This window comes from Fulvivirga ulvae, assembly GCF_021389975.1.
In the GTDB taxonomy this organism is placed as follows: domain Bacteria; phylum Bacteroidota; class Bacteroidia; order Cytophagales; family Cyclobacteriaceae; genus Fulvivirga; species Fulvivirga ulvae.
On the sequence record NZ_CP089981.1, the window covers coordinates 4,833,134 to 4,854,539 of the forward strand.

24 protein-coding genes are annotated in these 21,406 nt (G+C 42.1%); 11 read left to right on the top strand and 13 right to left on the bottom strand.

Features of this window, described 5'->3' with window-relative positions; all coding sequences use genetic code 11:
• Nucleotides 1-204: 204 nt before the first annotated feature.
• Complete coding sequence (locus tag LVD17_RS20445) at nucleotides 205-528, bottom strand: nuclear transport factor 2 family protein (RefSeq protein ID WP_233760866.1); 324 nt, start codon at nucleotides 526-528, stop codon at nucleotides 205-207.
• 11 nt (nucleotides 529-539) lie between these two features.
• Entirely contained in the window at nucleotides 540-1,328 is a 789-nt protein-coding gene (locus LVD17_RS20450; RefSeq protein WP_233760867.1) for an SDR family oxidoreductase, read from the bottom strand.
• 131 nt (nucleotides 1,329-1,459) lie between these two features.
• Here LVD17_RS20450 and LVD17_RS20455 point away from each other — a divergent pair, with 131 nt between their 5' ends.
• Together LVD17_RS20455 and LVD17_RS20460 are read left to right on the top strand one after the other, a co-directional pair.
• On the top strand, nucleotides 1,460-1,813 hold the full coding sequence (locus LVD17_RS20455) for a winged helix-turn-helix transcriptional regulator (protein ID WP_233760868.1): 354 nt from the start codon (nucleotides 1,460-1,462) through the stop codon (nucleotides 1,811-1,813).
• Nucleotides 1,814-3,354: 1,541 nt separating this feature from the next.
• Nucleotides 3,355-3,648 (top strand): hypothetical protein, encoded by a 294-nt coding sequence (locus LVD17_RS20460; protein ID WP_233760869.1) that lies wholly within the window; start codon nucleotides 3,355-3,357, stop codon nucleotides 3,646-3,648.
• 36 nt (nucleotides 3,649-3,684) lie between these two features.
• On the opposite strand, the gene LVD17_RS20465 is transcribed toward LVD17_RS20460, so the two are convergent.
• Nucleotides 3,685-5,880, bottom strand: a complete 2,196-nt coding sequence (locus LVD17_RS20465; protein WP_233760870.1) for a B12-binding domain-containing radical SAM protein — start codon at nucleotides 5,878-5,880, stop codon at nucleotides 3,685-3,687.
• A 166-nt stretch (nucleotides 5,881-6,046) separates the two neighbouring features.
• On the opposite strand from LVD17_RS20465, the gene LVD17_RS20470 reads away from it, so the two are divergent.
• From LVD17_RS20470 to LVD17_RS20500, 7 genes are all read left to right on the top strand, one after another.
• Entirely contained in the window at nucleotides 6,047-6,688 is a 642-nt protein-coding gene (locus LVD17_RS20470; RefSeq protein ID WP_233760871.1) for a DinB family protein, read from the top strand.
• A 243-nt stretch (nucleotides 6,689-6,931) separates the two neighbouring features.
• Nucleotides 6,932-7,402 (top strand): MarR family winged helix-turn-helix transcriptional regulator, encoded by a 471-nt coding sequence (locus tag LVD17_RS20475; RefSeq protein ID WP_233760872.1) that lies wholly within the window; start codon nucleotides 6,932-6,934, stop codon nucleotides 7,400-7,402.
• The gene (locus LVD17_RS20480) at nucleotides 7,399-7,905 is read left to right on the top strand and encodes a transposase (protein ID WP_233760873.1); all 507 of its coding nucleotides are present in this window, start codon (nucleotides 7,399-7,401) and stop codon (nucleotides 7,903-7,905) included. The genes LVD17_RS20475 and LVD17_RS20480 overlap by 4 nt, the downstream gene beginning before the upstream one ends.
• Nucleotides 7,906-8,004: 99 nt before the next feature.
• Nucleotides 8,005-8,514, top strand: coding sequence for a YybH family protein (locus LVD17_RS20485; protein WP_233760874.1), 510 nt, complete (start codon nucleotides 8,005-8,007; stop codon nucleotides 8,512-8,514).
• A 52-nt stretch (nucleotides 8,515-8,566) separates the two neighbouring features.
• Nucleotides 8,567-9,358, top strand: a complete 792-nt coding sequence (locus tag LVD17_RS20490) for an RNA polymerase sigma factor (RefSeq protein ID WP_233760875.1) — start codon at nucleotides 8,567-8,569, stop codon at nucleotides 9,356-9,358.
• 137 nt (nucleotides 9,359-9,495) lie between these two features.
• Nucleotides 9,496-9,816 carry an ArsR/SmtB family transcription factor gene (locus tag LVD17_RS20495; RefSeq protein ID WP_233760876.1) on the top strand — a complete coding sequence of 107 codons (321 nt, stop codon included), beginning with the start codon at nucleotides 9,496-9,498 and terminating at the stop codon, nucleotides 9,814-9,816.
• Nucleotides 9,813-10,787, top strand: a complete 975-nt coding sequence (locus tag LVD17_RS20500; RefSeq protein ID WP_233760877.1) for an SRPBCC domain-containing protein — start codon at nucleotides 9,813-9,815, stop codon at nucleotides 10,785-10,787. The genes LVD17_RS20495 and LVD17_RS20500 overlap by 4 nt, the downstream gene beginning before the upstream one ends.
• A gap of 92 nt (nucleotides 10,788-10,879) precedes the next feature.
• On the opposite strand, the gene pncA is transcribed toward LVD17_RS20500, so the two are convergent.
• The 3 genes from pncA to LVD17_RS20515 all read right to left on the bottom strand — a co-directional run bounded on the left by pncA (nucleotide 10,880) and on the right by LVD17_RS20515 (nucleotide 13,712).
• The gene (pncA, locus tag LVD17_RS20505; RefSeq protein ID WP_233760878.1) at nucleotides 10,880-11,485 is read right to left on the bottom strand and encodes a bifunctional nicotinamidase/pyrazinamidase; all 606 of its coding nucleotides are present in this window, start codon (nucleotides 11,483-11,485) and stop codon (nucleotides 10,880-10,882) included.
• A gap of 5 nt (nucleotides 11,486-11,490) precedes the next feature.
• Complete coding sequence (locus LVD17_RS20510) at nucleotides 11,491-12,900, bottom strand: nicotinate phosphoribosyltransferase (protein ID WP_233760879.1); 1,410 nt, start codon at nucleotides 12,898-12,900, stop codon at nucleotides 11,491-11,493.
• Between the two features lie 119 nt (nucleotides 12,901-13,019).
• On the bottom strand, nucleotides 13,020-13,712 hold the full coding sequence (locus tag LVD17_RS20515; protein WP_233760880.1) for an SDR family oxidoreductase: 693 nt from the start codon (nucleotides 13,710-13,712) through the stop codon (nucleotides 13,020-13,022).
• A gap of 802 nt (nucleotides 13,713-14,514) precedes the next feature.
• Here LVD17_RS20515 and LVD17_RS20520 point away from each other — a divergent pair.
• A complete protein-coding gene (locus tag LVD17_RS20520) occupies nucleotides 14,515-14,766 on the top strand; it encodes a hypothetical protein (RefSeq protein ID WP_233760881.1) in 252 nt (83 codons plus the stop codon).
• Nucleotides 14,767-15,014: 248 nt separating this feature from the next.
• Here LVD17_RS20520 and LVD17_RS20525 read toward each other — a convergent pair whose 3' ends face one another.
• Together LVD17_RS20525 and LVD17_RS20530 are read right to left on the bottom strand one after the other, a co-directional pair.
• Nucleotides 15,015-15,305: a DUF892 family protein gene (locus tag LVD17_RS20525; RefSeq protein WP_233760882.1), complete on the bottom strand. Its 291-nt coding sequence runs from the start codon at nucleotides 15,303-15,305 to the stop codon at nucleotides 15,015-15,017.
• A 101-nt stretch (nucleotides 15,306-15,406) separates the two neighbouring features.
• Entirely contained in the window at nucleotides 15,407-15,955 is a 549-nt protein-coding gene (locus LVD17_RS20530; RefSeq protein ID WP_233760883.1) for a hypothetical protein, read from the bottom strand.
• Nucleotides 15,956-16,276: 321 nt separating this feature from the next.
• Between LVD17_RS20530 and LVD17_RS20535 the strand changes: the two genes are divergently transcribed.
• Entirely contained in the window at nucleotides 16,277-16,696 is a 420-nt protein-coding gene (locus LVD17_RS20535; protein WP_233760884.1) for a globin family protein, read from the top strand.
• A 56-nt stretch (nucleotides 16,697-16,752) separates the two neighbouring features.
• Here LVD17_RS20535 and LVD17_RS20540 read toward each other — a convergent pair whose 3' ends face one another.
• The 5 genes from LVD17_RS20540 to LVD17_RS20560 all read right to left on the bottom strand — a co-directional run bounded on the left by LVD17_RS20540 (nucleotide 16,753) and on the right by LVD17_RS20560 (nucleotide 21,387).
• On the bottom strand, nucleotides 16,753-17,112 hold the full coding sequence (locus LVD17_RS20540; RefSeq protein WP_233760885.1) for a nuclear transport factor 2 family protein: 360 nt from the start codon (nucleotides 17,110-17,112) through the stop codon (nucleotides 16,753-16,755).
• Between the two features lie 48 nt (nucleotides 17,113-17,160).
• Nucleotides 17,161-18,111: a sterol desaturase family protein gene (locus tag LVD17_RS20545; protein ID WP_233760886.1), complete on the bottom strand. Its 951-nt coding sequence runs from the start codon at nucleotides 18,109-18,111 to the stop codon at nucleotides 17,161-17,163.
• 7 nt (nucleotides 18,112-18,118) lie between these two features.
• Nucleotides 18,119-18,553 (bottom strand): rhodanese-like domain-containing protein, encoded by a 435-nt coding sequence (locus LVD17_RS20550; RefSeq protein WP_233760887.1) that lies wholly within the window; start codon nucleotides 18,551-18,553, stop codon nucleotides 18,119-18,121.
• Between the two features lie 271 nt (nucleotides 18,554-18,824).
• Entirely contained in the window at nucleotides 18,825-19,586 is a 762-nt protein-coding gene (locus tag LVD17_RS20555) for a hypothetical protein (RefSeq protein ID WP_233760888.1), read from the bottom strand.
• Between the two features lie 142 nt (nucleotides 19,587-19,728).
• Complete coding sequence (locus LVD17_RS20560) at nucleotides 19,729-21,387, bottom strand: site-specific DNA-methyltransferase (RefSeq protein ID WP_233760889.1); 1,659 nt, start codon at nucleotides 21,385-21,387, stop codon at nucleotides 19,729-19,731.
• Nucleotides 21,388-21,406 lie beyond the last annotated feature (19 nt).

Below are 21,406 nucleotides of genomic sequence, written 5' to 3' on the forward strand. Positions count from 1 at the left end.
GCAGTGTATAGAGGGAAAGCACCCTTTAAAACTCTTACGTGTATATTATTTACTTTGGCAAGATTAGTCCACATGAGACAGGACTAATCTTGCCAGAGTACGTCTGCCTGGCATCAGCGAAAGTACAATTATTAAATTGAGTGTTTTCCTTCCCGTCAGCGTGGAGGCCTTTATTAAAATAATATATCCTTATTTAAGGATTTTTTAACCTGTTATTTTTAAAGAATCAATAAGTTCATTCTTAATTTTCATATGGTATTTTAAAATAGCCGGACTCCCGGGAAATGTGCCCGTTACTTTTACAGACAGGACACTTGAGACTGCAGTTTCTTCCAATTTAACCGGCTCCGTCAACATGTTATATTTTTTATGAGCTTTATCTATCCATTGTTGGATTTCAATCCTTCCGCTGTAAGTATTGCCTTCGTCTGAAACAATTGCTACATCAGAAAAACAATTAGCATAAATTTGACTATCACCGCTATTCTGCGCATTAATCAGTGTTTCTATAATTTTTGGTATTTTCATGTTTTTTCAATTTAAATAGTTGGAATGGTGCCGCCATCAATGACAAATTCAGTTCCTGTTAAATATCCTGCTCGTGGTGATACCAGGAAACCAACCAATTCTGCCACTTCCTCCGGTTTGGCAGGTCTGCCAAACGGTATCCCTCCCAGAGCATTCATTACATTTTGTGTTGCTTCCTGCACGGTAGTTTTTGAGCTATTAGCAATTCTTTCCATCATTCTTTCCGCAGATTTGGTCATAATCCACCCCGGAGAGACGGTTAAAACCCGGATACCTTTTGAAGCAACTTCGTTAGAAAGATTTTTACTGTAGTTGATCAGGCCTGCTTTTGCGGCTGCATAGGGTAGGGTAGAGTCATATAGAGGTAACTTGCCCTGAATGGAAGCAATATGGATAATTACCCCACTTTTGCGCTCAATCATCTGTGGTAAAAAACCTCTGTCCAGCCTAACCGGTGCGAGTAAGTTGGTTTGAATAGTTTCTTCCCAATCCTGGTCATGGAGTGCGGCAAATCCACCACCCGGCGTCTCTGAGCCTCCTAAGCTGTTAACCAGAATATCCAGTCTGCCATATTTAGAAATCACTTCTTCTACGACTTTGGCCGTACCTTTGGCCATACTCAGGTCAGCAGGAATAAAATGAAAGGGAGTATCTTCAGGCTTATTTCGTGCAGTAATTATCACAGTAGCACCTGCTGTATATAAGCGTTCTGCTATAGCCCTGCCTGCACCCTTTGAGCCTCCGGTTACAAGCGCTATTTTACCAGCTAACTCATGGTTAAAATTGAATTCGTTTTCCATAGGATTTGAATTTGTTTTCTTAAGGCAAAATTTTGTCATATTGGCGCCATATACAAGTACCGATTATCGATTCATATAGTGATAAAAAAATCATCACCTATATCTATAATAGCTATTTGTATCTTTGTGCTATGAAAAAGAGGAAAATCCCGTTAAACATTAATTGTGGGTTAGATCTTACCGGTGAGGTGCTGTTTGGCAAATGGAAAATGCGCCTGCTTTATTTTATTAACGAAGGGTATCAAAGACCAAGTGAATTACAAAGAAAGATACCGGAGGCAAGTAAACGCGTGTTAACCGCACAATTAAAAGAATTGGTGGAACATGAACTTGTTGATAAACTTATATATCCTCAGGTGCCACCAAAGGTGGAATATAGTCTTACAGACTTTGGCAAAACATTGATTCCCATTATTAAAGCATTTGGTGAGTGGGGAGATGAACATGAGGACAGACTTCGGGCTGTAATCTTAAAAACATCTTAAAAAGGATGTATTGAATAATAATCAGTTCAACCCTTTAATATCCGATAACCAGACCTGGAAACCTGAGGCCAATGATGAGGCCTCATAATGATTTGATCACTCTATTATTACAGATTTTATAATGGAATTTCTAAAGAAGAGGCGAATTAATAAGACGATGGACGTATAAAATTATAGATTACAGTTAGAATAAAGTGTGATGGTTATTTATGATGGTATAAATATTTGCATTCAGTTACTCTTTATCTACATCTACCATTAATTAAAAATCAACGGAATTAAGTGAGTACCATCATCAACAACCGTCGTCATTGTCATCTCCTGGTTAAAAAATAATGCTCCCGAATTGCGGGGAATAAAAATCGGCGATTTTTTAGTGGCCGGTATTACCAAATGAAGTATCCTTAAAATTTAATCTTCCAAATTTTAAGGATATTTTTTTATTTATAGTCTGATTATTACCGACATTCTTCCCTTTCTTTTTGGTCATAATAGTCGAATTTTTCAACCCCCTTATTTTTTGGATAATTTTTTTAGGCCTCAGAAGCCTTTATGCTAAATAATGGGTTGACAAATAGGTAGACAATTGCCTTATGTCCTTGTTTCAGTGCTTTTTTGGTCGCTACCTTTGCACAAGTCAAACACAAACAAATATCCTGACATGAAGGATTTGGAGCATGAGAAACATAGTGTTTAATGTCAGGGTTGGTGTTTAAAGGAAACAGCAATCTGAATTGCTCTAATGGATAAAGATGTTTGAGACTATAGTCAAAATTAAAAATAAGGTTAGTAATGAGCCTCTCTGTGAATCGGGGGATTCCAGAGGGAAATTACTCGCAAGTTTCTCAATCCCGTGATCGGGAAGCCTGTGAGAACTGATGAATGGTTCAGTCGTCAACTTCTGGTGATATATATGGGGCGTCAGAATTGATGTTCTGAACCATCATCTTTTATCTTGATCAGCAAATTTCCATAAAACTATAAAACAACCCAAAAGAGGGGTTGTCATATTTTTTCATTTTACAAAAATGAAGAACGAACGGCTGGCATCCTAATTTTATACTAAAATGTCAACCTGTGCCCAACAAACTGCTATTTTTTGCCGGGGGGAAATGTAAGTTTCCTGGCCCGTTTAACTTAATTTCCATGTTCTGGTGCAGTTTGTTGGGGTTAATCTATTCCATAACCTAAACCTTGATCCCAACAACCATCTTCATGAATTATGAAGGTAGGTCACAGTTTTTAAACAATTTGCTATGCTATTAAGCATTAGCGGTTAATGTGCCTATTGCCAGTGCCAAATGAGAAGAGTACTTAATATATTAAAGTTGATGGCTTATCTGGCCATTCCAGTGGTTTTTGTTATTATTTCTTTGCCAGTGATGGTTTTTGTTCAACCTTTGATTTGGTGTAAAAATTTGCTCTTAGGATGGAGGTATACCAGATTTTTAAGGCAACTTGAAGGCAAAAGTTTTTTTTGCTACAATCATAATTATAGCCATTTTATCGAGCACGAGTTGCTGCCAAAACTTCCAAATTCCGTGGAGATAATATTTACAAATGGGTCAGTATTGAAAACAAAGCATAACAGAAAGCTCTTCTTCAAAATACTCTATGAGCTTAAGGATTGTAACGGTTTCCCGTATATTATCAGGGTTTCAAACGGCAGGGTTAGAGGCAAATCGCTGAACAATAAAATCTTTCATGCCATCCGCCAAAATGAACCTGTGGAGTTACTTCTGTCCGATATTCAGCGGTTTTCAGAGAGGACGGAGCAGGCAGAAATGTGGGTGATTGATCAGCGTATGAAACCGGGAGCCCTTACACTAAGCTAAACCATGGTAAACTGATATATTTTTCCTGCCCGATTTCTATACCAGCAAAAGCCCTTCTTTCCTCAATTCCTTCCAGGCCTGGCTTTGCATTATTTTATCAAAATCAGCTCCTGATTCCTCCTGGTATAAAGCCTTAACCTCAGCGAGTCTAAGGCTTTGGGAAGAGGATGGAACCCAAGCCGGTAAGGCTTTCTCCAGCCATTTTGCTGCCTGTATCGAAGTGTGAACGGTAATAGACCGGCTTTTATTTTGAAAATGAAGCTTAGCCATTTTAAACGTACTTCCCTTTTTCTTTTTCTTGTAGATTTCCAGGGTAGGCAGGTTACCTAACCATACCAGCCGTGCATTTTCTTTTGATGATTTCGCATGCTGACTATCGATTGCTCGTTCTATAAAATTATAGGGTATAGTAGTTCTGGGAATGCGGAAGTCGAACCAGTCCTGCAAAGGCATTTCAAATCCTACACCGTGCATGTAATTGTACAGTGCTTTTGTAAGGCCTGGGCCAAACTGCTCATGATCGCAGCCTGAAGGATCTTCATGTATAAGGTCATTGTTGGCAAATGGGCCTGGCTCAGGGCCAACCCTCACTACACCATAGGCTGCAGGGTCTAGTCCCACAGGGCTGTGGGCTGTCATAGCGAACAAATGCCAGAACCCTGACTGTACTACCCCGTTGAAAAAGAGCTGCCTGACCATCTCCAGAGAGTCTACAGTCTCCTGTGCCGTTTGAGTGGGAAAGCCATACATCAGGTAAGCATGCACCATAATCCCGGCGGCAGTAAAATTGTCAGTGACCTGTGCCACCTGCGCTACCGTAACACCTTTCTTCATCAGCATGAGCAGTCGGTCAGAAGCCACCTCAAGCCCGCCCGACACCGCTATGCAGCCCGAAGCTTTCAATAGCCGGCAGAGATCAGCCGTAAAACTTTTTTCGAACCTGATATTTGCCCACCATGTTAGTTTCAGGTTCCTTTTTAGTATTTCCAGTGCCATTTCTTTCATAAGAGCAGGAGGTGCAGCCTCATCTACAAAATGAAAACCGGTCTCACCCGTGGCCTCAATAAGTTCCTCCATTCTATCGCATAGCAGCGCTGCATTAACCGGCACATAGTTATTTATGTAATCCAGCGATATATCACAAAATGAGCACTTTTTCCAATAGCATCCATGCGCCATGGTAAGCTTGTTCCATCGTCCGTCGCTCCATAGTCGGTGCATCGGATTGACGATTTCTATTACAGAAAGGTACCGGTCCAGCAGAAGGTCAGAATAGTCAGGAGTGCCCGTCTTGTTAAAAGGAAAGTCACCTTCCCTGCCACCATTGAGGTAGTGAACGGTCCCATCAAGAACTAAAAAAGTTCTTTTAAGGGTGGATGTGTCCCTTTTACCGGCAAAATGTTCGAGCAGGTTGAGTAATGGCCTTTCGCCGTCATCCAGGGTGATGTAATCAACATATTTGAATACCCGGATATCTGCCAGTGAGCGTAGTTCTGTATTGGGGAAACCACCACCCATAATTACTTTTATGTGAGGATAGTTATCCTTGATGAACTTACCGCAGCGAAACCCTCCGTAAAGATTGCCTGGAAAGGGGATTGATAAACATACCACTCCTGGCTGAAGCTCCTCAATTTTCTGTTTTAACAAGTCTGTAGATACATTGTCGATAAAGCTTGGAGGGGCGGTCAAAACTTCTTCTAAAGTATCAAAAGTAGTTGCAGACCTTCCCAGGCGTTCTGCATAGCGGCTAAAACCAAAGTGGGGGTCTACAGCTTCTTTTATAAGATCGGCGAGGTCTTCAAGGTAGAGCGTAGCCAGGTGCCTGGCCTTGTCCTGAATGCCCAACGTACCAAATGCCCATTCCATATCGTCTAACTGCTGAAACCTGCTGGCTTCGGGCAAAAAGTCGCCCTCGCAGATATTGTAGGCTAGTGTAGGATTTTTATGTTGTAAAAACCTCATTACCGCGTCTATGGTACTGATGTATTCATTTTGCAGGCTGACCATCCTACACACATTATCAGAAAAATCTGCATTTTCAGGGATACTGGCAAATACTGTTTTTAAACCTTCTTTTGAAAAGACTTTCAGTACAACCTCAATCCCCAGGTCTGACTGATATGAGGCAACTCCCTGTGTTTTTAGAAAACCCTTAATATACGCAGTCGCCGGATAAGGCGTGTTAATTTGTGTGAAGGGAGGAGTGATTAATAAAACAGGTGTATTCACAGAGCGACTATTTGGCTACGAAATTCGTAAACATAAAGCAGAAGCCAATGATTCCTTTTTGAATTTATTGTTGCGGGTGTGGTTTGTTACATTTATTCCCGATTTAACTCAACATTGCAGAGCAAACATCCGTCTAAAATATTGATCATCTAACCAACTAAAACCAATGAAAACTATATCTACAGGTAGAAGAAATTTTATCAAAACCACCACTGCTGCAGTTACTACGGGAATACTTGGCCTGAGTGGCTTCGGACAAACACTGCAGGCCGGCACGCATTCGTCTGCCAATGAACTTTATGTAATTGGCCCTATGGATGGCTACACACCTCAGGTAGGGACTTTGGTATCCATGCTGAACTATAACCGCCAGACCATCATCAATAGCATCAAAGGTCTGAGTGTGGAGCAACTTGATTACCTGCACGATGAAAAGGCAAACACCATAGGAGCTTTGGTGATGCATTTGGGTGCTGTAGAAAAATATTATCAGATCAATACCTTCGAAGGGAGACAGGAGTTCAGCAAAGAGGAAGAGCAGGAGTGGGGCACTGCCATGAACCTTGGCGATGAAGGCCGGGAGCAGATTAAAGGGCATAAAGCTGAATACTACATCGATGTGATTCGCCAGGTACGGGAAAAGACGCTTGAAGAGCTTAAAAAGAAGGATGACGACTGGCTGCTTGCTGTTGATCCGGTATGGTCTGAAGAGCGGCCGCTAAATACATACTGGAAGTGGTTCCATGTATGTGAACATGAGTCCAACCATCGTGGCCAGATTGCCTGGTTGCTGAGCAGGATACCTTAAGAGAAAGCATCTATCCTCTCAATATTAATCAGGGGCTTGCCGAACTTCCCAATGTTTGGTCATGCATATGATTTGAGCGGATAGATGATAACTTATTTAACCTCGGCATTATGCTTCTCAGGACTCCGCATTTAAATACATTTAAATAAGCAAATAAGGAAGATCTGAAAATAGAGACAATGTATTGATGTTTAGTTAAAATTATTTAGTTAGTAACTAAGATATTTAATAACTAAGATAATTATGAATAACACACATGACCATTGGTTTGAAAAGTTCAGGCAAATCAGCAGGGATTATTCTGATGCTTCTGTAATCATGCATGAGGTGATAGCGGGCAGGGCCGGCCTTACCGGAGCTGATCATAAATACCTGGGCCTGATCATTAAAAAAGGAGAAGCTACAGCGGGCGATATTGCTCACATCACAGGGTTAACAACCGGAGCGGTTACCGGCCTGATAGACCGGCTTGAAAAGAAAGGTTTGGTACACAGGGCGCCCGACAAACAAGACAGGCGTAAGGTGGTGATCATTCCTCAGCTAGAAAAAACGATGAGTTTATTAGGGCCTGTATTTTCTGATCTTCAGGAAAAGACAAAAGATTTGATTTCCACCTTTTCCCACCAGGAAAGAGAGGTAATTGAAAGGTATTTCATAGCCGCCACACAGATCATGCATAGCGTAACCAACAATTTAAGAAAAAAAGAAAAATGAACACAATTACTGAAAACTATCTTTCAAGAGCCGAAATCTGGTTATTGGGAACATTACTCTTATACTTTTTAATGAACGGAGCGCAGATTTTTGAAACCGTGGTGCTGGTTCCCAAGTGGATAGCCAATCCTCCCGATAGCTTCGGCCTGCTGGCAGATAAAAATGGTATGAGCCTCAAGGTGTTTTGGATCATTTTTCATTCACTTCATGAGGTTGTCTTTATTGTAGCTATTATTTTTAGCTGGAGATTAGGGGTTGTCAGGAATTGGCTGTTGGCGCTTTTTGTAGTTCACGTCATAGTAAGAGTCTGGACTCTGTCATACTTTGCTCCAAACATAATAGAATTTCAAAGGATAGCCGAAACATCTGCTTCAGCAACTGATCTGGTGAAGAGAGCTAATATGTGGAGGACTTTAAACTATTTACGCGTCGGGGCTTTTATTGCAGTATCAGTGGCTATGGTGCCCCTGTATTTTAAGCTCCTTGCGTTGAGAACTGGCTGACTTGTTAAAATAAATGCTCATTTAAAATTCACAGTTTCCATTGCTAACTGTCTAATGCATTGTAGTCAAAACGGGTTGACTTAATAAATAAATAAAATTATGCATAAGACGAGTATTTCAATGCTTGTATTGGTTTACGGAATTGTTTTTGGAAGCCAGGCACAGCAACCACATCAGTCAGCAACATCAGTAAAGTACAAACACATGGAAGCAAACTTTAATCAGGAGCAAAAAAAGGTATTTAGTACAATTGAGAAAATGGTAACAGCCTTTCAGAATCAGGACATTGAAAGTGTGCTGTCTACTTACGAACCTGACGCCATAGTCATGTTTGAGCCACAAACTCCGGTTTCGGGCAGGGATATGCTGCGAAAGGCTTTTACGGAGTTTGCGGCAATAAAACCCCGGTACACTTTCAATGGGCATGAAATTTACATTGCAGGAAATATTGCCACACACCTCGCTCCTTGGACTATGGTGGGTTATTTGCCCGATGGAAATAAAATAGAGCAGAGCGGGTTATCTATAGCTGTACTGAGAAAGCAGACTGACGGAACCTGGTTAATGATACAAGACAATCCTCACGGCCAGTTTTTGATAAATTATTAATTACCTGATATGAAGAGATAGGTTTTTGTTAACTTATCTCTTCGTTTTTGGCATGGATGAAAGGGAACTTATAAAATCTTGCCTGGAAGGGAGCAAGCAAAGTCTTACCACGCTGGTGAAGTCGGTGCAGGGGCTTGTTTTTAATTTATCCCTCCGCTTTTTATGGGAGCGAGCTGATGCGGAAGATGCTACGCAGGAAATACTGATCAAGGTGATTACTAACCTCAGAAAGTTTAAAGGTAATAGCAAATTTGATACATGGGTTTACCGTATTGCGACTAATTACCTGATAAATCTGAAAACTACGTCCCTGGAAAAGAAACTTACCTCATTTGATATATTCGCTACAGATCTTCAGACTTTTAAAGGCCCGGTTGAGTATGAGCTTCCCGACAAAAGCTTGCTGGAGCAGGAGCTAAAGACCGGCTGCACCCTGGCCATGCTGCAATGCCTGGACCGGGATTTGCGCATGGCCTTTATTCTTGGCAGTGTTTTGAAAATTAAAAGCAGTATAGCGGCAAAAATAACAGGAGTGACAGCCGAAAATTTCAGAAAAAGGGTGGAGCTGTCCAGAAAGTTATTGGGGACATTCCTAAATGCGCATTGTGGGGTTTACAATACAGCCAACACATGCAGGTGCAGCAAGCGTATTAATTCAGCTTTAAAATGTGGACAGATCAAGCGTGAAGAGCTGAATTTTGCAGATAAAGTAGAATCTTACAACCTGGAGATGGAAGAGTTGGATGGGCTGGCGGGGATCTACACGCCGGATAACTTTAATAGCACCAAAGACTTGCTCCGGCATCTTAATACAATATTAAAAAGTAAAAATATCCTTAAGTAAGCATGCTACTGGCCTTCAGGCATAAATTGTGGTTGGGGTTTGATCAAATTCCATAAAATAAATAAGAATTCTGTTGTGCAACTGTTTGGTTGCATTTATATTTGCCACCAAATGGTTGCAAGTAATATTACGTAATAATGAGAAGGGACGTTTTTCAGGCAATAGCCGACCCGACACGCCGGGCCATTTTGAGCTTAATAGCTTTACAGGCTATGACGCCCAATGCCATAGCTGAAAACTTTGACAGTAGCAGACAGGCAGTATCGAAGCATATCAAGGTGCTGGTTGAGTGTGAACTTTTAGAGCAGCAACAGCAGGGAAGGGAGATCTTTTATCACTTCAATGCGCAGAAAATGAAAGAGGTAGATCAGTGGCTTGATCAGTTTCGGGGCATTTGGGAAAGCCGCTTTAACAATTTGGATGAAGTATTAAAAAAATTAAAATCTGAGAGAAAATGAAGAGTACACTTTTAATGGACTTTGTTGTCGACAAAAAGAATAACAAAATCAATGTAGAACGGGAGTTTGAAGCTCCCCGGGACATGGTATGGTCTGCATGGACAGAAAGTGAGCTGTTGGATCAGTGGTGGGCACCTAAGCCATGGAAAGCTGAAACCAAATCAATGGATTTTAAAGAAGGTGGCCACTGGCTCTATGCTATGGTGGGGCCGGAAGGTGAAAGGCATTGGGCGCGGGCAGATTATCAAACTATCAGGCCTGAAAGTTTTTTCTCAGCAAAGGATGCCTTTTGCGACGAAAACGGGGTAATTGATCAGCAACATCCGAGCATGCTGTGGGAGAACAACTTTATGGATAATGGTGAAGTTACAACTGTTAAAGTTGAGATATCTTTTGAAAAGCTTGAAGACCTCGAAGCGATCATTTCCATGGGCTTTAAAGAAGGGTTTATCGCAGGCCTTGATAACCTTGACCACTACTTAAGCACACAGTTCAGACTGCGTAAAGAAAATAAAACCAGCAATAAACCCCGTGTGACTACTTATCTGAACTTTCCCGGCAACACTGAGGAAGCATTCATGTTTTATAAAGAGGTATTTAACGGCAAGTTTACCGGTAACGGACTACGTAGGTTTGGCGATTTAGAAATGCCTTCTGACATGCCACCTATGAGCGATGAGAACAAAAAGCTGATTATTCATGCAGAGTTGACCATTATGGGTGGGCATGTATTGATGGCAACTGATTCGCCCGAGAGCATGGGCTTTAAAATGGAGCATGGCAACAACATGCATATCAATATTGAACCAGGATCAAGGGAAGAGACAGAACGGCTTTTTGAAAAGCTGTCTGAGGGAGGCGAAGTGTCCATGCCGTTAGCAGATATGTTCTGGGGAGCTTATTTTGCATCCTTCAAAGATAAATATGGTATCAACTGGATGTTACATCATCAGACTGCAAACAAGGAATAAGCGGATAGCTGAAATTAATTGTGGTTAAAAGGAGTTTTACTGAGCCGGGCCTTGGTAAAACCCTTTATTTACTGCTTTTACTAATTGACTGCTCAGACATCACTGCTCATAATAACCTTTCCACCCAGGGCTTTGATCTCTTCCTTTGCTTTTGAAAACCCTTCAGGGTCAATGGCTCTGGTGGCATCCTCTATTACATAAGTACCAAAGCCTTCTTTGAGGGCATCTTTAGCTGTGTAAAAAACACAAAAGTCGGCGGCCAAGCCGCAGATGTATACATTTTTGACCTTTCTTTCTCTCAGGTAGCCTGCCAAACCTGTGGATTTCATATGGCCATTGTCATAAAAGCCGCTGTAGCTGTCTATTTCAGTGTCCATGCCTTTCCTGAATATGGCTTCTACTTTTTTCAGGTTCAGGCCGGCATGAAATTCGGCGCCTTTACTGCCCTGTACGCAGTGGTCGGGCCACAGGATCTGCTCCAGCCCTTGAAGAGTTGTGGTTTCGAAGGTCTTTTTCCCGGGATGATTGCTGGCAAAGCTTTTGTGTTCCCGAGGGTGCCAGTCTTGTGTGGCTATCACAAGCTCAAATGATTTTTGAAGCTCGTTAACCACCGGAATGATCTCATTTCCTTGTGGTACTGCCAGGCTACCTCCGGGTGTAAAATCATTTTGAATATCTACAATCATTAATGCATCCATGTGACCTACTTTTTATACTGGTTTCTCAACTCATTTCTTTCCTTCAAAAGTGCTTCACTGATCCCTACTTTGTAAACATGCGGATAGTAAAAACGCTTGTGCTCTTCAGGAAGCAGGGCGAGCCTTTCCTGGCAATACGAAGCTATGCTTTGCAGGGAAGGGTATGGCGCAACAGGTTGCCCGTTTTCCATTACTTTATGAAGCAGAGGCTCCTGCTTCATGCCTTGAAGGCTCAGGGATTTATCAGGTTCAGATGGATGATACATTGTGTCAGGAGATTTTTCATCTGCCTTAAGCACTATATCTGCCCCGAAAAACCGACCATCGCCATTGATTACCCTGTGCACCTGTTTCTTATCAGGCAACGTAAGCTTTTTAAGGTTTTCAGATAGCTTTATGCGGGGTTTGCCGTTGGAGTAGGAGAGTTTGTACACCCCATCCAGAGCAGCATCAGGTGCGCCGGTTACCAGGCTGGTGCCTATGCCAAAGATATCAATAGGCGCACCCTGATCATCAAGACTTTTGATCACCCATTCATCGAGCTGATTGGAGGCAGTGATCTTTACCTCATGAAACCCTGCTTCATCGAGCATTGTCCTTACTTTTTTGGATAAGTAAGCCAGGTCACCACTGTCCAGTCGCACGGCCAGCAAACTTTGTCCGCGTGCTTTCATTTCTTTGGCTACTTCTATGGCATTGGGCACTCCTGATTTCAGCGTATCATACGTATCGACCAATAAAATGCAATTGTCTGGTCTGTTAAGGGCGAAATCACGAAAGGCGGTGAGCTCATCATCATAGCTTTGGATAAAGGAATGTGCCATGGTACCTACTACGGGGATACCGAAATCATGGGCGGCTTTTACATTACTGGTAGAATTGAAGCCTCCGATATATGCTGCCCTTGTTGCGTGGTAGCCACCGGTTCCCTGAGCCCTTCGAAGTCCAAAATCACTCAGCACCCTGTCGCCTGATACAGACCTTATCCGGGCAGCCTTGGTGGCTATGAGTGACTGGAAATTAAGGATGTTGAGCAAGAGTGTTTCTACGATCTGAGCTTCTACTATTGAGCCTTCCAGCCGCAGTACAGGCTCATTGGGAAAAATGACCTCACCTTCTTTGACAGCGTGCAACGTGCCTGTAAACTTAAAATCGACAAGACTGTCGGCAAAGTCAGCATTTAGGCCGATTTGCTTCAGGTACTCAATGTCTTCCGGGGTAAATCTGATGTCCTGTAGTACATCCAAAAGCGTACCCAGCCCGGAGAAGATGGTATAACCTCCTTCATATGGATTTTTTCTGTAGAAGTAGTCAAACACCGCCTCCTGGCGGCTCTTCCCCGTCAGGTAATAAACCTGCGCCATAGTGAGCTGATAAAGATCAGTATAAGTGCCTGTTATGGTAAAGTTTTTCATCTTCTGGTTTTCTGGTTACCGGTTACGCATTTTCTGGCCACTGGTCATTGGTTATGCAATAAGCATAAATTGCAAAACCATAAGCCTGAACAATTAACAGAGAACTGTTAAACTATAAATTATGAATTGCGAAAGTTAAACACTTTGCCGGCTTTTTTCATTAAGAAGAAAGAAGGATTCTGATTTAATCCAAGTATTGTGGAGGCAATTACCGATTTTTTTAAGGATATGGATCCGTTATATGCGGCACTGCTGGCCACTGTATTATCTTTTCCTGTTACACGGTCTACCATCGGAGTTTTAATTACTCCCGGGCATACGGCGTTGATGCGGATGTTCTGTTTTGCATTTTCAAGAGCTGCTGTTTTAGTAAGACCAATTACGGCATGCTTGCTGGCGACATAGGCAGGCAGACCGGGAAAACCTACTAAACCGGCAATAGAAGCCACATTAACTATAGAACCTTTACCCTGGTTAAGCATAATAGGTATTTGATATTTCATACAGACCCATGCACCCCGAAGATTGATACCTAATACTTTATCCCAGTTTTTTTCGCTGCATTCATGAATAAGGGCCGTATCACCTTCTATGCCGGCATTGTTCACGGCAAAATCCAGACTACCAAATCGCTCAATAGTTTTATGAATCATTGCGGCAACATCTCCTGTATCAGATACATCGCACTTTACAAATATGGACGTTCCGCCTGCCATTTTGATAGCCTCTATTGTTTCTTTGTCCTCCATCCAATCAGCAACTACAACCCTCGCTCCGCGTTGGGCAAATGGATAAAGAGTGATTTTTATCATGTTACTTTATTCTGAATACCAGTTGGTTATGCATGATAAATGTCTTGCCTGTTCATGATTGCCGTCACGGAAAAAGGCATGGTTTTGTAATAATTTTAAGCTATAAACATAGTCAAAGTCTTGCGGATCGAGGTAAACAGGATAGTAGACATAAGTGCTGCAACAGGCATGAAACTATTCCGTCCGATGATTGGAGTTAAAGCAATCGCTTGATCGAAGGTTTTGGTTATGCAGGTAACATAGAATAACTGCTCCAAAAGGCACTAAACTATGTTATCCGGAAGGCGGATTTAGGTTCCGCCTTCTTTATTGTGCGCGCCAAAGTTCGGTACCTGCAGGTGAACGGATCAGAATGAAGCTTTTCACCGGAATTAATAACCGAGCCTGTTTTATCCTCGTTTGCCAAACTACTTTTATTGATAGCTATTCACAGCTGTCAGGTCAAACAGCCCGGAAATTCCGCTTTGATCCCGTTTTCGTAACTTCTTTGACAACCGAAATACCAATGTATCAATGCTTATATCCAAAACCTCTGGCTCAAAATCTCTGCTTTCCGATCAAAGGGTTAATTTTTTTTAGTTAGATACAATTCGCCGAAAATCACTAAACATTTACAGGCTTTTACGGGTTGAGGGAGAAAGGCAATCTCTTTTAAGGGACTGGTTTTATGGGCGTAAAATACTTTATCCGGTTGCCGGTTATGTCTTAGCACTAACAGGGCAAAGAGAATAAACAATTGTGAGGCCGGTTTGCATATTGTTTACTGCGATTAATTGGTCGATAATATTAATTCACAATCATAATGAAAGGTATAAATAAGAAATATGATAAGCTTCCCTATAAAATCTCTGCTTATATCAACAAACACTTTAAAGAAGACTTTCTGTTTGATGTAAAGGAAGTAAGAAAGGAGAAACACAAGGTAGTTTATACAATAGAAGTAGCTAAAGATGGCTATATCCATATGCTTCAATTCAATGAAGAAGGCCGGGTACTGAACCAGGAGACTGAACAGGCATTTCCTGCGGATGATCATGATGGCCGTTTATCTTGAAAATTGCCGGGGAACTTACGGGGATGGTATTTCCAGGGATGCTTCTCTGCTCATTACGTCATTTGTCCGGATAGTACAAGTTTTGGCAAGGGAAACTCAAATAACCTGAGCTTAGAGGCCAGTTCACGTTCCTCCTGAAGAGATCTTTTAAGCGTCATCAGATGATAGTTCAGGGATTTCGAGCATTTTACTGCCTTTTCAAGAAGATTAATAATATAAAATGATCAAGGCATAGTTTATAGTGACAATCATTTGATCCGTAGCTTCCTGGTTGTTATACTTTTTAAGTATACTCTGGTGGGCAGAAACCAGGTATTATTGCCACCCGAAGGCTCCTCTATTAAGCGTACCAAAAGCATTTCAAACCTCATTTGCTGTTTGTTTTTCTCTTTAACTTGCAGGGTTAACAGCTTTTTCAGGTTAGAGGCTGTAATGTCATCTATCAGCTTAGATAAGGTTTCACCGAGTTTCCTTTCCGCATTATATGCCAGGTGTAAATAGTAAGGCAGCAATTCTCTTGCGTTGGTTTTATCATCCATTACTTCATTTTAAAAAATGTAAAAGTAATGACAGGTCAACCCGTAAACTTTAAAAACGATTTGTACATATGGCAAATAAGTGACTTTTGACAGCTCCGGATCTACCAGTTAATGATGTAAGTACAACTATCAGCACCTTTGAGACGGGTTTCTGTTGAATTGTCCAGTGATACGCTATACTTTGTTGAGTCTCTGGGTTTAAAGCGGACCAGCATGGTGGTGATAATACCACGATCGAAATCGCTGGGATAGGGGTTGTCACAAAGAATTACCGCCCGTCTTCTCTCCGCGTCAAATTCTGTTACTTTATAACTGCCAATTTCTCCTTCGGTATGATTCATATGATAGGCCACGTCTATTGCTCTTAGGGCCTTTTCCAGAGAATCTATCTCCGGAGGGAATTTGGCATTAGCCGGGATGGCTTTCCCAATAATATAAAGCGTGTTTTCACCAATGCTATTGTAAATCTCTTTAAAAGCATCCAGCCATTTTTGCTGATCATACCACTCCTCCGGGTCTATATTGGCCAACCCGTGTTTTTTAAGGATGTTGAGCCTTGTTTCCTGGCCAAATTCCATTGCATTCACTACAGACATGATGGTTTGGCCGTTTACCTTGACGTTTGGGTCATATGAAACAAATTGTGCCATGATAATGGAGTTTAAGGTGGATAACATTGGAGGAATAAAATACGAAAATATTCTCAGAATACATACCTGACTTATTATTGAGAATGCTGGAGTGTATCGTTTTCAGTTTAGGGAGGCAGATGCGGATTTGTTAACACTTCCTGCGGGAACTGTTTATCTGCGAGCATGTTACGATGTGCTATATAAAATCATGAAAAGAATACCTGATTTTGGTCAGCTTTTGTACTGCTCCTTGTCATGATGTATTGGGTTGCGGTATAATATCATTGCGCTTCTCAGGAAAATGAACTGAATCAACTAAATATTATTAACCAATTAGAAATGATGGAAAACTCAGCAACAACTGATAAAATTACTCTTGTGCAAAACAGTTATGGAAGGTGCCTGAATAACGGTGATATGCTTGATACTTTTTATCAAAAATTCTTATCCAGCAATGTAGAAGTCGCGGAAAGGTTCAGAAAGACGGATTTTGAACAGCAACATAAATTACTCCGGCATGGTATTAATTTGATGATCATGTATGCTGCGGGTAACATTGCCGGGCTGGCAGGTTTGAAGAGAATTAAGGAAAGCCATAGCCGGGTGAAATTGAATATTGAACCACGGTTTTATATTTTGTGGAAGGGAGCACTTTTAAGTGCAATTATTCACCACGATAAGAAGTTTGACCGGGAGACACGCGAAGCCTGGAATGAGGTGCTGGATAAAGGTATTGAATTCGTAACCTCAGGGTATTAACGCTTGCCGTATGCTATAATAACGGAGCTGTATCACTTTTGTGGTGCAGCCCCTGTTTATTTTGAAGGAAGTGGTAAGCCTTGTTGCCGCAAAAAGGACAGCTTGTCCCAATAACCTCTCTGAAATTTGATTTTGCCCGCAATAACATGGAAAAAGCCGCAACCTCTTAAGCCCAGCGGGTCTTTCCATTCCAGAATGGCCCATTCACCATCTTCGAATAAATTTTCTACAATGCAGTGCATATCAGCCCGGGCAAATTCGCTTTCAAACATGGCTTGTATAGCCTTTTTGCCACATACAGGCTCTTCAGTAACCTGATGATTCACAGCATCGGTGTGGTATAGCCCGGCGAGTTTTATGGCATCACCTTGATTAAAAAGCTGAACCCAGTATGTGACAAGCTTCTTTGGAGACATAAGAATGAATACTTTAACCTATTCCTACGCAATAGCAGCGGTCATTGTTTAAGCCTGCGTATTTTTTATGTGGAGCTTATCCTTTTTAGGAGCGGTTGCCGCGGTTAGTACCGCATTACCTGTTGGCAGTTTACGTTTGCCAAACCCATGCAGGTTCTGCCTGACAAAGCCTTTCGGAAATTGTTCTATTCCCGGAAATCCAAGCCTGATGTCTTTTCCATCATAGGGGATATAATCCGTTTTGAAAAGGTAGTCCCATATGCTGAGTGTGAGGCCGAAATTTACCCCCATGGCTTTATCTTTGGGCAGATCGTAAGCATGGTGCCAGATATGCATTTGAGGGTTGTTGAAAATATACTTCAATGGTCCAAGGTTCAGCTTAAAGTTGGAATGATTGAAATGGCCTATGGCAAGGGTGAAAATATGGATAATGAAAAAATCCCGCAGCCCGATACCGATCAATGCCAGAGGAATATACTCTATGGTGCGATAAACGATGTTTTCCATCCAGTGAAAACGCAGGTGGGCAGCAAAACCCATCTGCTCCACAGAATGGTGTACTTTATGGAACTCCCACAATGCCGGTACTTTATGAAGCAGCCTGTGGACCCACCACTGAACAAAATCCCGAACCACAAACCCTATGAGCAGATGCGTCCACACCGGCCAGCTCATCACTTCAAATGCCAGCAGGTTGGTGATACCAATGGAGGCCAGCATGTCATTAAAAAACTGTACTACCACATTGGAGGCAGCATTGTAAATGATCAGTGAGAACAGAAAGAAATTAAAGAACATATAGAACACATCCAGCCAGAAATCCTTGCGGAATGGTGGCTGGTCTTTGCGCCACGGCCTGAACCACTCAACACCAAAAAAGAACAAGGAAACCCCAATAAGCCAGTAAAAATAGTTATGCCATGAAGGCGAGGTGATCTCCTGCCAGAGGTAGTTGGCATATCCCGTGTAAGAGTCAGCAATGAGTTGTAAATAGTTCATGTTCTTATTAGTCCTGCTTTATGCTTTTTCCACTTTTTTCCCAGTTCGCAATACCACCTTCCAGATCAATAACGTGGGTGAAGCCCTTGTCTTTGAGAATATAAGATGCCGCCGAGCTTCTGCCACCTGCTGCGCAGTAAACAAACACGGGTTTATCTTTTTTTAGTTCACCAACCTTGGTGTTGAATGAAGGTGAATTATAATCCATGTTAACAGCACCTTTCAAATGACCACTGTTATATTCCCTGGCCGTTCTTACGTCAACAAGTTGGGCATCAGGATATTTGAGTAGCAAAGTTTCAAATTTTTCACTATTCACCCGTTCCATTTTGCCGGCCTGCTGCATGGATATTACCTCTTCTTTGGCCTCTTCTGAATTTTGCCCGCAGCCTGCCAGAGAAAGGCTGGTGGTGATCATGATCAGGGATATCGTTTTTATCATAAGGTTTTTATTGATCATTATGCAAAATTACAATATTGTACGCCTTGAAATGTAACCAATGTTACATAAGCGGCCTTATAATTCCTTAATTCCATTTCAACAAGTCTTCAGGCCGGTTGGCCTGGTTTGCTTCTGCCTGTTCGGGTCACAGGTTTATTAGCTGTAGTGATTATGGTGAGGATATGGAATCCCTGGAGGAAGAAAACTTAAAGTGGGAAAAAAAGTGGTGATCCAGGCAGTTTAGCCCATTTAACAAATCCCCACCGCTCGCCTAATTGATCAGCTGCGCCACCTGGTAAGTATTAACATATCGGACAGGCGGGGTTTGAGAAAAGTCTACTTCAAAGACCTTTAGTCTGGAAATATCATCTTTAAAAGGGAAGGGAGTCCTCAGGTTGTAAATGATGAAGAATTTGTATTCAGGGTAGATGAGGTTATGGATGAGGTGGAAATTATTAAAATCATCTTCATAAGGCTCCCATTTTTCCAGGGCTACTTTAGAGCGTTTCAACTCACATACGGCAAAGAGCTTATCGTCCTTGTTGACCCATAGGTCAATATCCGTAACAGTAATATCTGAGCCAAAGGTATTGCGCTGCCATTTATGATAAGCGCTGCTGGTTTTGTCGTTGATGTATTTGGTGGCCTGCTTGCTATTTACAGAGAGCCCATTTTTGCTAAACAGGTCTTTGAGCATGTCAGGAGAGTGCCTGGAGAAAGTAAGCCGGTAGAAAGAGGTGCAGAGGTTTATTTCGTCGAATGTGCCGCCAAAAGCTTTGAACTGAAGCAGGAAACAGGGCAGTTGATGCTTTAGAGATAACTGGCTCAGTTGCCTGAATGCATCAATTTCTTTGCTTGAAAAGCTTCCCCACTCTTTTTCATCTACTCCTGAGACTGCCACAAGCAATTTTGGGATTCCGTTGCGGTCGCCATAAACCAGTTGCCATAAATTGCCCGTCACAAAAGTGTAGCGAGTAACGTTGTTGGCTTCAATATAGTCGTAGAGGGCATTACCACTGTAATATTGGTGCATTAATTCCTTGCTAGTTTATGGTTCACAGTTCTCCTTCATTGTTTTACGATTCGCATTTCACTGAGTAACAATCGCCGATTACTTCAGACCTAGGTCTTCTGTCCAACCTAATTGTTCCACCAGATCCTCTCACCAATGCCGGTTACCGATCACCAACATCAGTCAGTCTAAACACCTTCACTCCCTGCGTAGCTTCGAATCCTGCTTTCAGCTCATCAGGCAGGCTTTTCGCAATCCTTTGATAGGATTTTTTGATCCGGGCAAGGGAGAGGCTGGCGATATGGTCAAATCCTGATGTTTTCTTTTTGATTACTTCCGGTAACTGCACACAGATGAACTGTCGGGCAGGAGAGGAGGCGTTCAGGTCAAGCACTGCATGGGCCGTGGTGCCCGAGCCGGCAAAGAAATCAAGGACGATTTCATCAGTAGAGGTGAAATAAGAGATGAGCTCTTTAGCCAGTTCGTAAGGCTTTGGATTTTCAAAAGGAATATCGAGTTCGCGAAGGTATTTATCATCACTGCCTCCGAAGAATAGGATGGAAGGTACATTTTCGTACATATTTTCAGTGAGCAGGTACTTTCTTTCAGGCTGTTTTTTGTGGTCAGGTCCAAAGATCACCAGGTTATCATCCAGCAGCCTTTTCATTGTTTTTTCGGGGTAGCGCCAGCCCCTTGCAGGGATAGGGCACTCCTTTTTCGTGACAGGGTGTATCAGCGGAGTAAAGTATTCGTCAGGAGCCTTCTTCTTGTTGGGCCATGCCATGGACACGGTTCGGTATACATTTCCCTGCCTGTCAATCTTATTATAGGCCTTTTCACCACCACTGAAAGTCTTTTGAGATTGTATCCACTGGTAAAAATCTTTGTTTATGTCCTCCAGGGTAACCTTTCGCTTGTAGTCATGCAGCAGCTTTTCAGGCATGTCATATTTTTTTACTACAGTTTTGAGGTCGGCAGGTACACCGGCCTTGCCAAGCTTGCCATATAATAAGGCTGCTTTGTTAAGCATCTTTTGAGCATTTTTCTTGGGCCTTTTAAGCTTGTTTTTGCCTACAAAATCAGCTTTATTCTTCGCATAAACCACTATATACTCATGCTGACAGGCAATGCTTTTGGCATCTCCCTTTGGGTTACCTTTATCCCATATGATAGTACCCAGCTTATTTTCTTCACCAAATACTTCATTACAAACCAGCTCGAGGTTATTGATCTCATTTTCATCGATGTGAATGAGTATGACACCATCATCTTTTAGCAATTGCCTGCCCAGGTAAAGCCTCGGATAGATCATGTTCAGCCAGTTGGAGTGATAATGACCGTTTTCGCTGCCGTTAATATGTTGGTGCCGTGCGGATCCGTTTTCATTATTTCCCGGGGCGGTTCGCAGCAAGTACTCTTTCTTGGACTCGTAGAACTTGTCTTTATAAATAAAGGAATCTTTACCGGTATTGTAAGGAGGGTCAATGTAGATCATCTTCACTTTCCCTGAATGGCTTTTATGAAGTAGTTTCAACACTTCCAGGTTTTCCCCTTCGATGAACATGTTGTGGCATGACTCAAAATTGATAGAATCAGCCTGTGAGGGAACCAAAGCCTTGGTTGTTATTTCATGGATCTGGGATATGGCCGCTCCTTTACCAGCCCAGCTGAGCGTGTAGCGCTCATTGTCATAGGTTATTTTTTCTCCCAGGGAAGCTCTAAGTTTTTTCCAATCTATTTTCCCCTCATGAAATACCTCCGGGGCAATCCGGTAAAGCTGCTGCATTAACTGCTCAGCGGTATTTGCAGACTTCTTCTCCATAAAATTGAATATTGGCATG

What these genes read in the sequence shown, in the direction of transcription:
- LVD17_RS20475 (WP_233760872.1), top strand. Translation starts at nt 6,932, where the DNA reads ATGAATAACACACATGACCATTGGTTTGAAAAGTTCAGGCAAATCAGC.
- LVD17_RS20455 (WP_233760868.1), top strand. Translation starts at nt 1,460, where the DNA reads ATGAAAAAGAGGAAAATCCCGTTAAACATTAATTGTGGGTTAGATCTT.
- pncA (WP_233760878.1), bottom strand. Translation starts at nt 11,485, where the DNA reads ATGGATGCATTAATGATTGTAGATATTCAAAATGATTTTACACCCGGA.
- LVD17_RS20525 (WP_233760882.1), bottom strand. Translation starts at nt 15,305, where the DNA reads ATGGATGATAAAACCAACGCAAGAGAATTGCTGCCTTACTATTTACAC.
- LVD17_RS20490 (WP_233760875.1), top strand. Translation starts at nt 8,567, where the DNA reads ATGGATGAAAGGGAACTTATAAAATCTTGCCTGGAAGGGAGCAAGCAA.
- LVD17_RS20500 (WP_233760877.1), top strand. Translation starts at nt 9,813, where the DNA reads ATGAAGAGTACACTTTTAATGGACTTTGTTGTCGACAAAAAGAATAAC.
- LVD17_RS20495 (WP_233760876.1), top strand. Translation starts at nt 9,496, where the DNA reads ATGAGAAGGGACGTTTTTCAGGCAATAGCCGACCCGACACGCCGGGCC.
- LVD17_RS20555 (WP_233760888.1), bottom strand. Translation starts at nt 19,586, where the DNA reads ATGCACCAATATTACAGTGGTAATGCCCTCTACGACTATATTGAAGCC.
- LVD17_RS20520 (WP_233760881.1), top strand. Translation starts at nt 14,515, where the DNA reads ATGAAAGGTATAAATAAGAAATATGATAAGCTTCCCTATAAAATCTCT.
- LVD17_RS20445 (WP_233760866.1), bottom strand. Translation starts at nt 528, where the DNA reads ATGAAAATACCAAAAATTATAGAAACACTGATTAATGCGCAGAATAGC.
- LVD17_RS20470 (WP_233760871.1), top strand. Translation starts at nt 6,047, where the DNA reads ATGAAAACTATATCTACAGGTAGAAGAAATTTTATCAAAACCACCACT.
- LVD17_RS20545 (WP_233760886.1), bottom strand. Translation starts at nt 18,111, where the DNA reads ATGAACTATTTACAACTCATTGCTGACTCTTACACGGGATATGCCAAC.
- LVD17_RS20510 (WP_233760879.1), bottom strand. Translation starts at nt 12,900, where the DNA reads ATGAAAAACTTTACCATAACAGGCACTTATACTGATCTTTATCAGCTC.
- LVD17_RS20560 (WP_233760889.1), bottom strand. Translation starts at nt 21,387, where the DNA reads ATGGAGAAGAAGTCTGCAAATACCGCTGAGCAGTTAATGCAGCAGCTT.
- LVD17_RS20550 (WP_233760887.1), bottom strand. Translation starts at nt 18,553, where the DNA reads ATGATAAAAACGATATCCCTGATCATGATCACCACCAGCCTTTCTCTG.
- LVD17_RS20450 (WP_233760867.1), bottom strand. Translation starts at nt 1,328, where the DNA reads ATGGAAAACGAATTCAATTTTAACCATGAGTTAGCTGGTAAAATAGCG.
- LVD17_RS20485 (WP_233760874.1), top strand. Translation starts at nt 8,005, where the DNA reads ATGCATAAGACGAGTATTTCAATGCTTGTATTGGTTTACGGAATTGTT.
- LVD17_RS20515 (WP_233760880.1), bottom strand. Translation starts at nt 13,712, where the DNA reads ATGATAAAAATCACTCTTTATCCATTTGCCCAACGCGGAGCGAGGGTT.
- LVD17_RS20535 (WP_233760884.1), top strand. Translation starts at nt 16,277, where the DNA reads ATGATGGAAAACTCAGCAACAACTGATAAAATTACTCTTGTGCAAAAC.
- LVD17_RS20480 (WP_233760873.1), top strand. Translation starts at nt 7,399, where the DNA reads ATGAACACAATTACTGAAAACTATCTTTCAAGAGCCGAAATCTGGTTA.
- LVD17_RS20530 (WP_233760883.1), bottom strand. Translation starts at nt 15,955, where the DNA reads ATGGCACAATTTGTTTCATATGACCCAAACGTCAAGGTAAACGGCCAA.
- LVD17_RS20540 (WP_233760885.1), bottom strand. Translation starts at nt 17,112, where the DNA reads ATGTCTCCAAAGAAGCTTGTCACATACTGGGTTCAGCTTTTTAATCAA.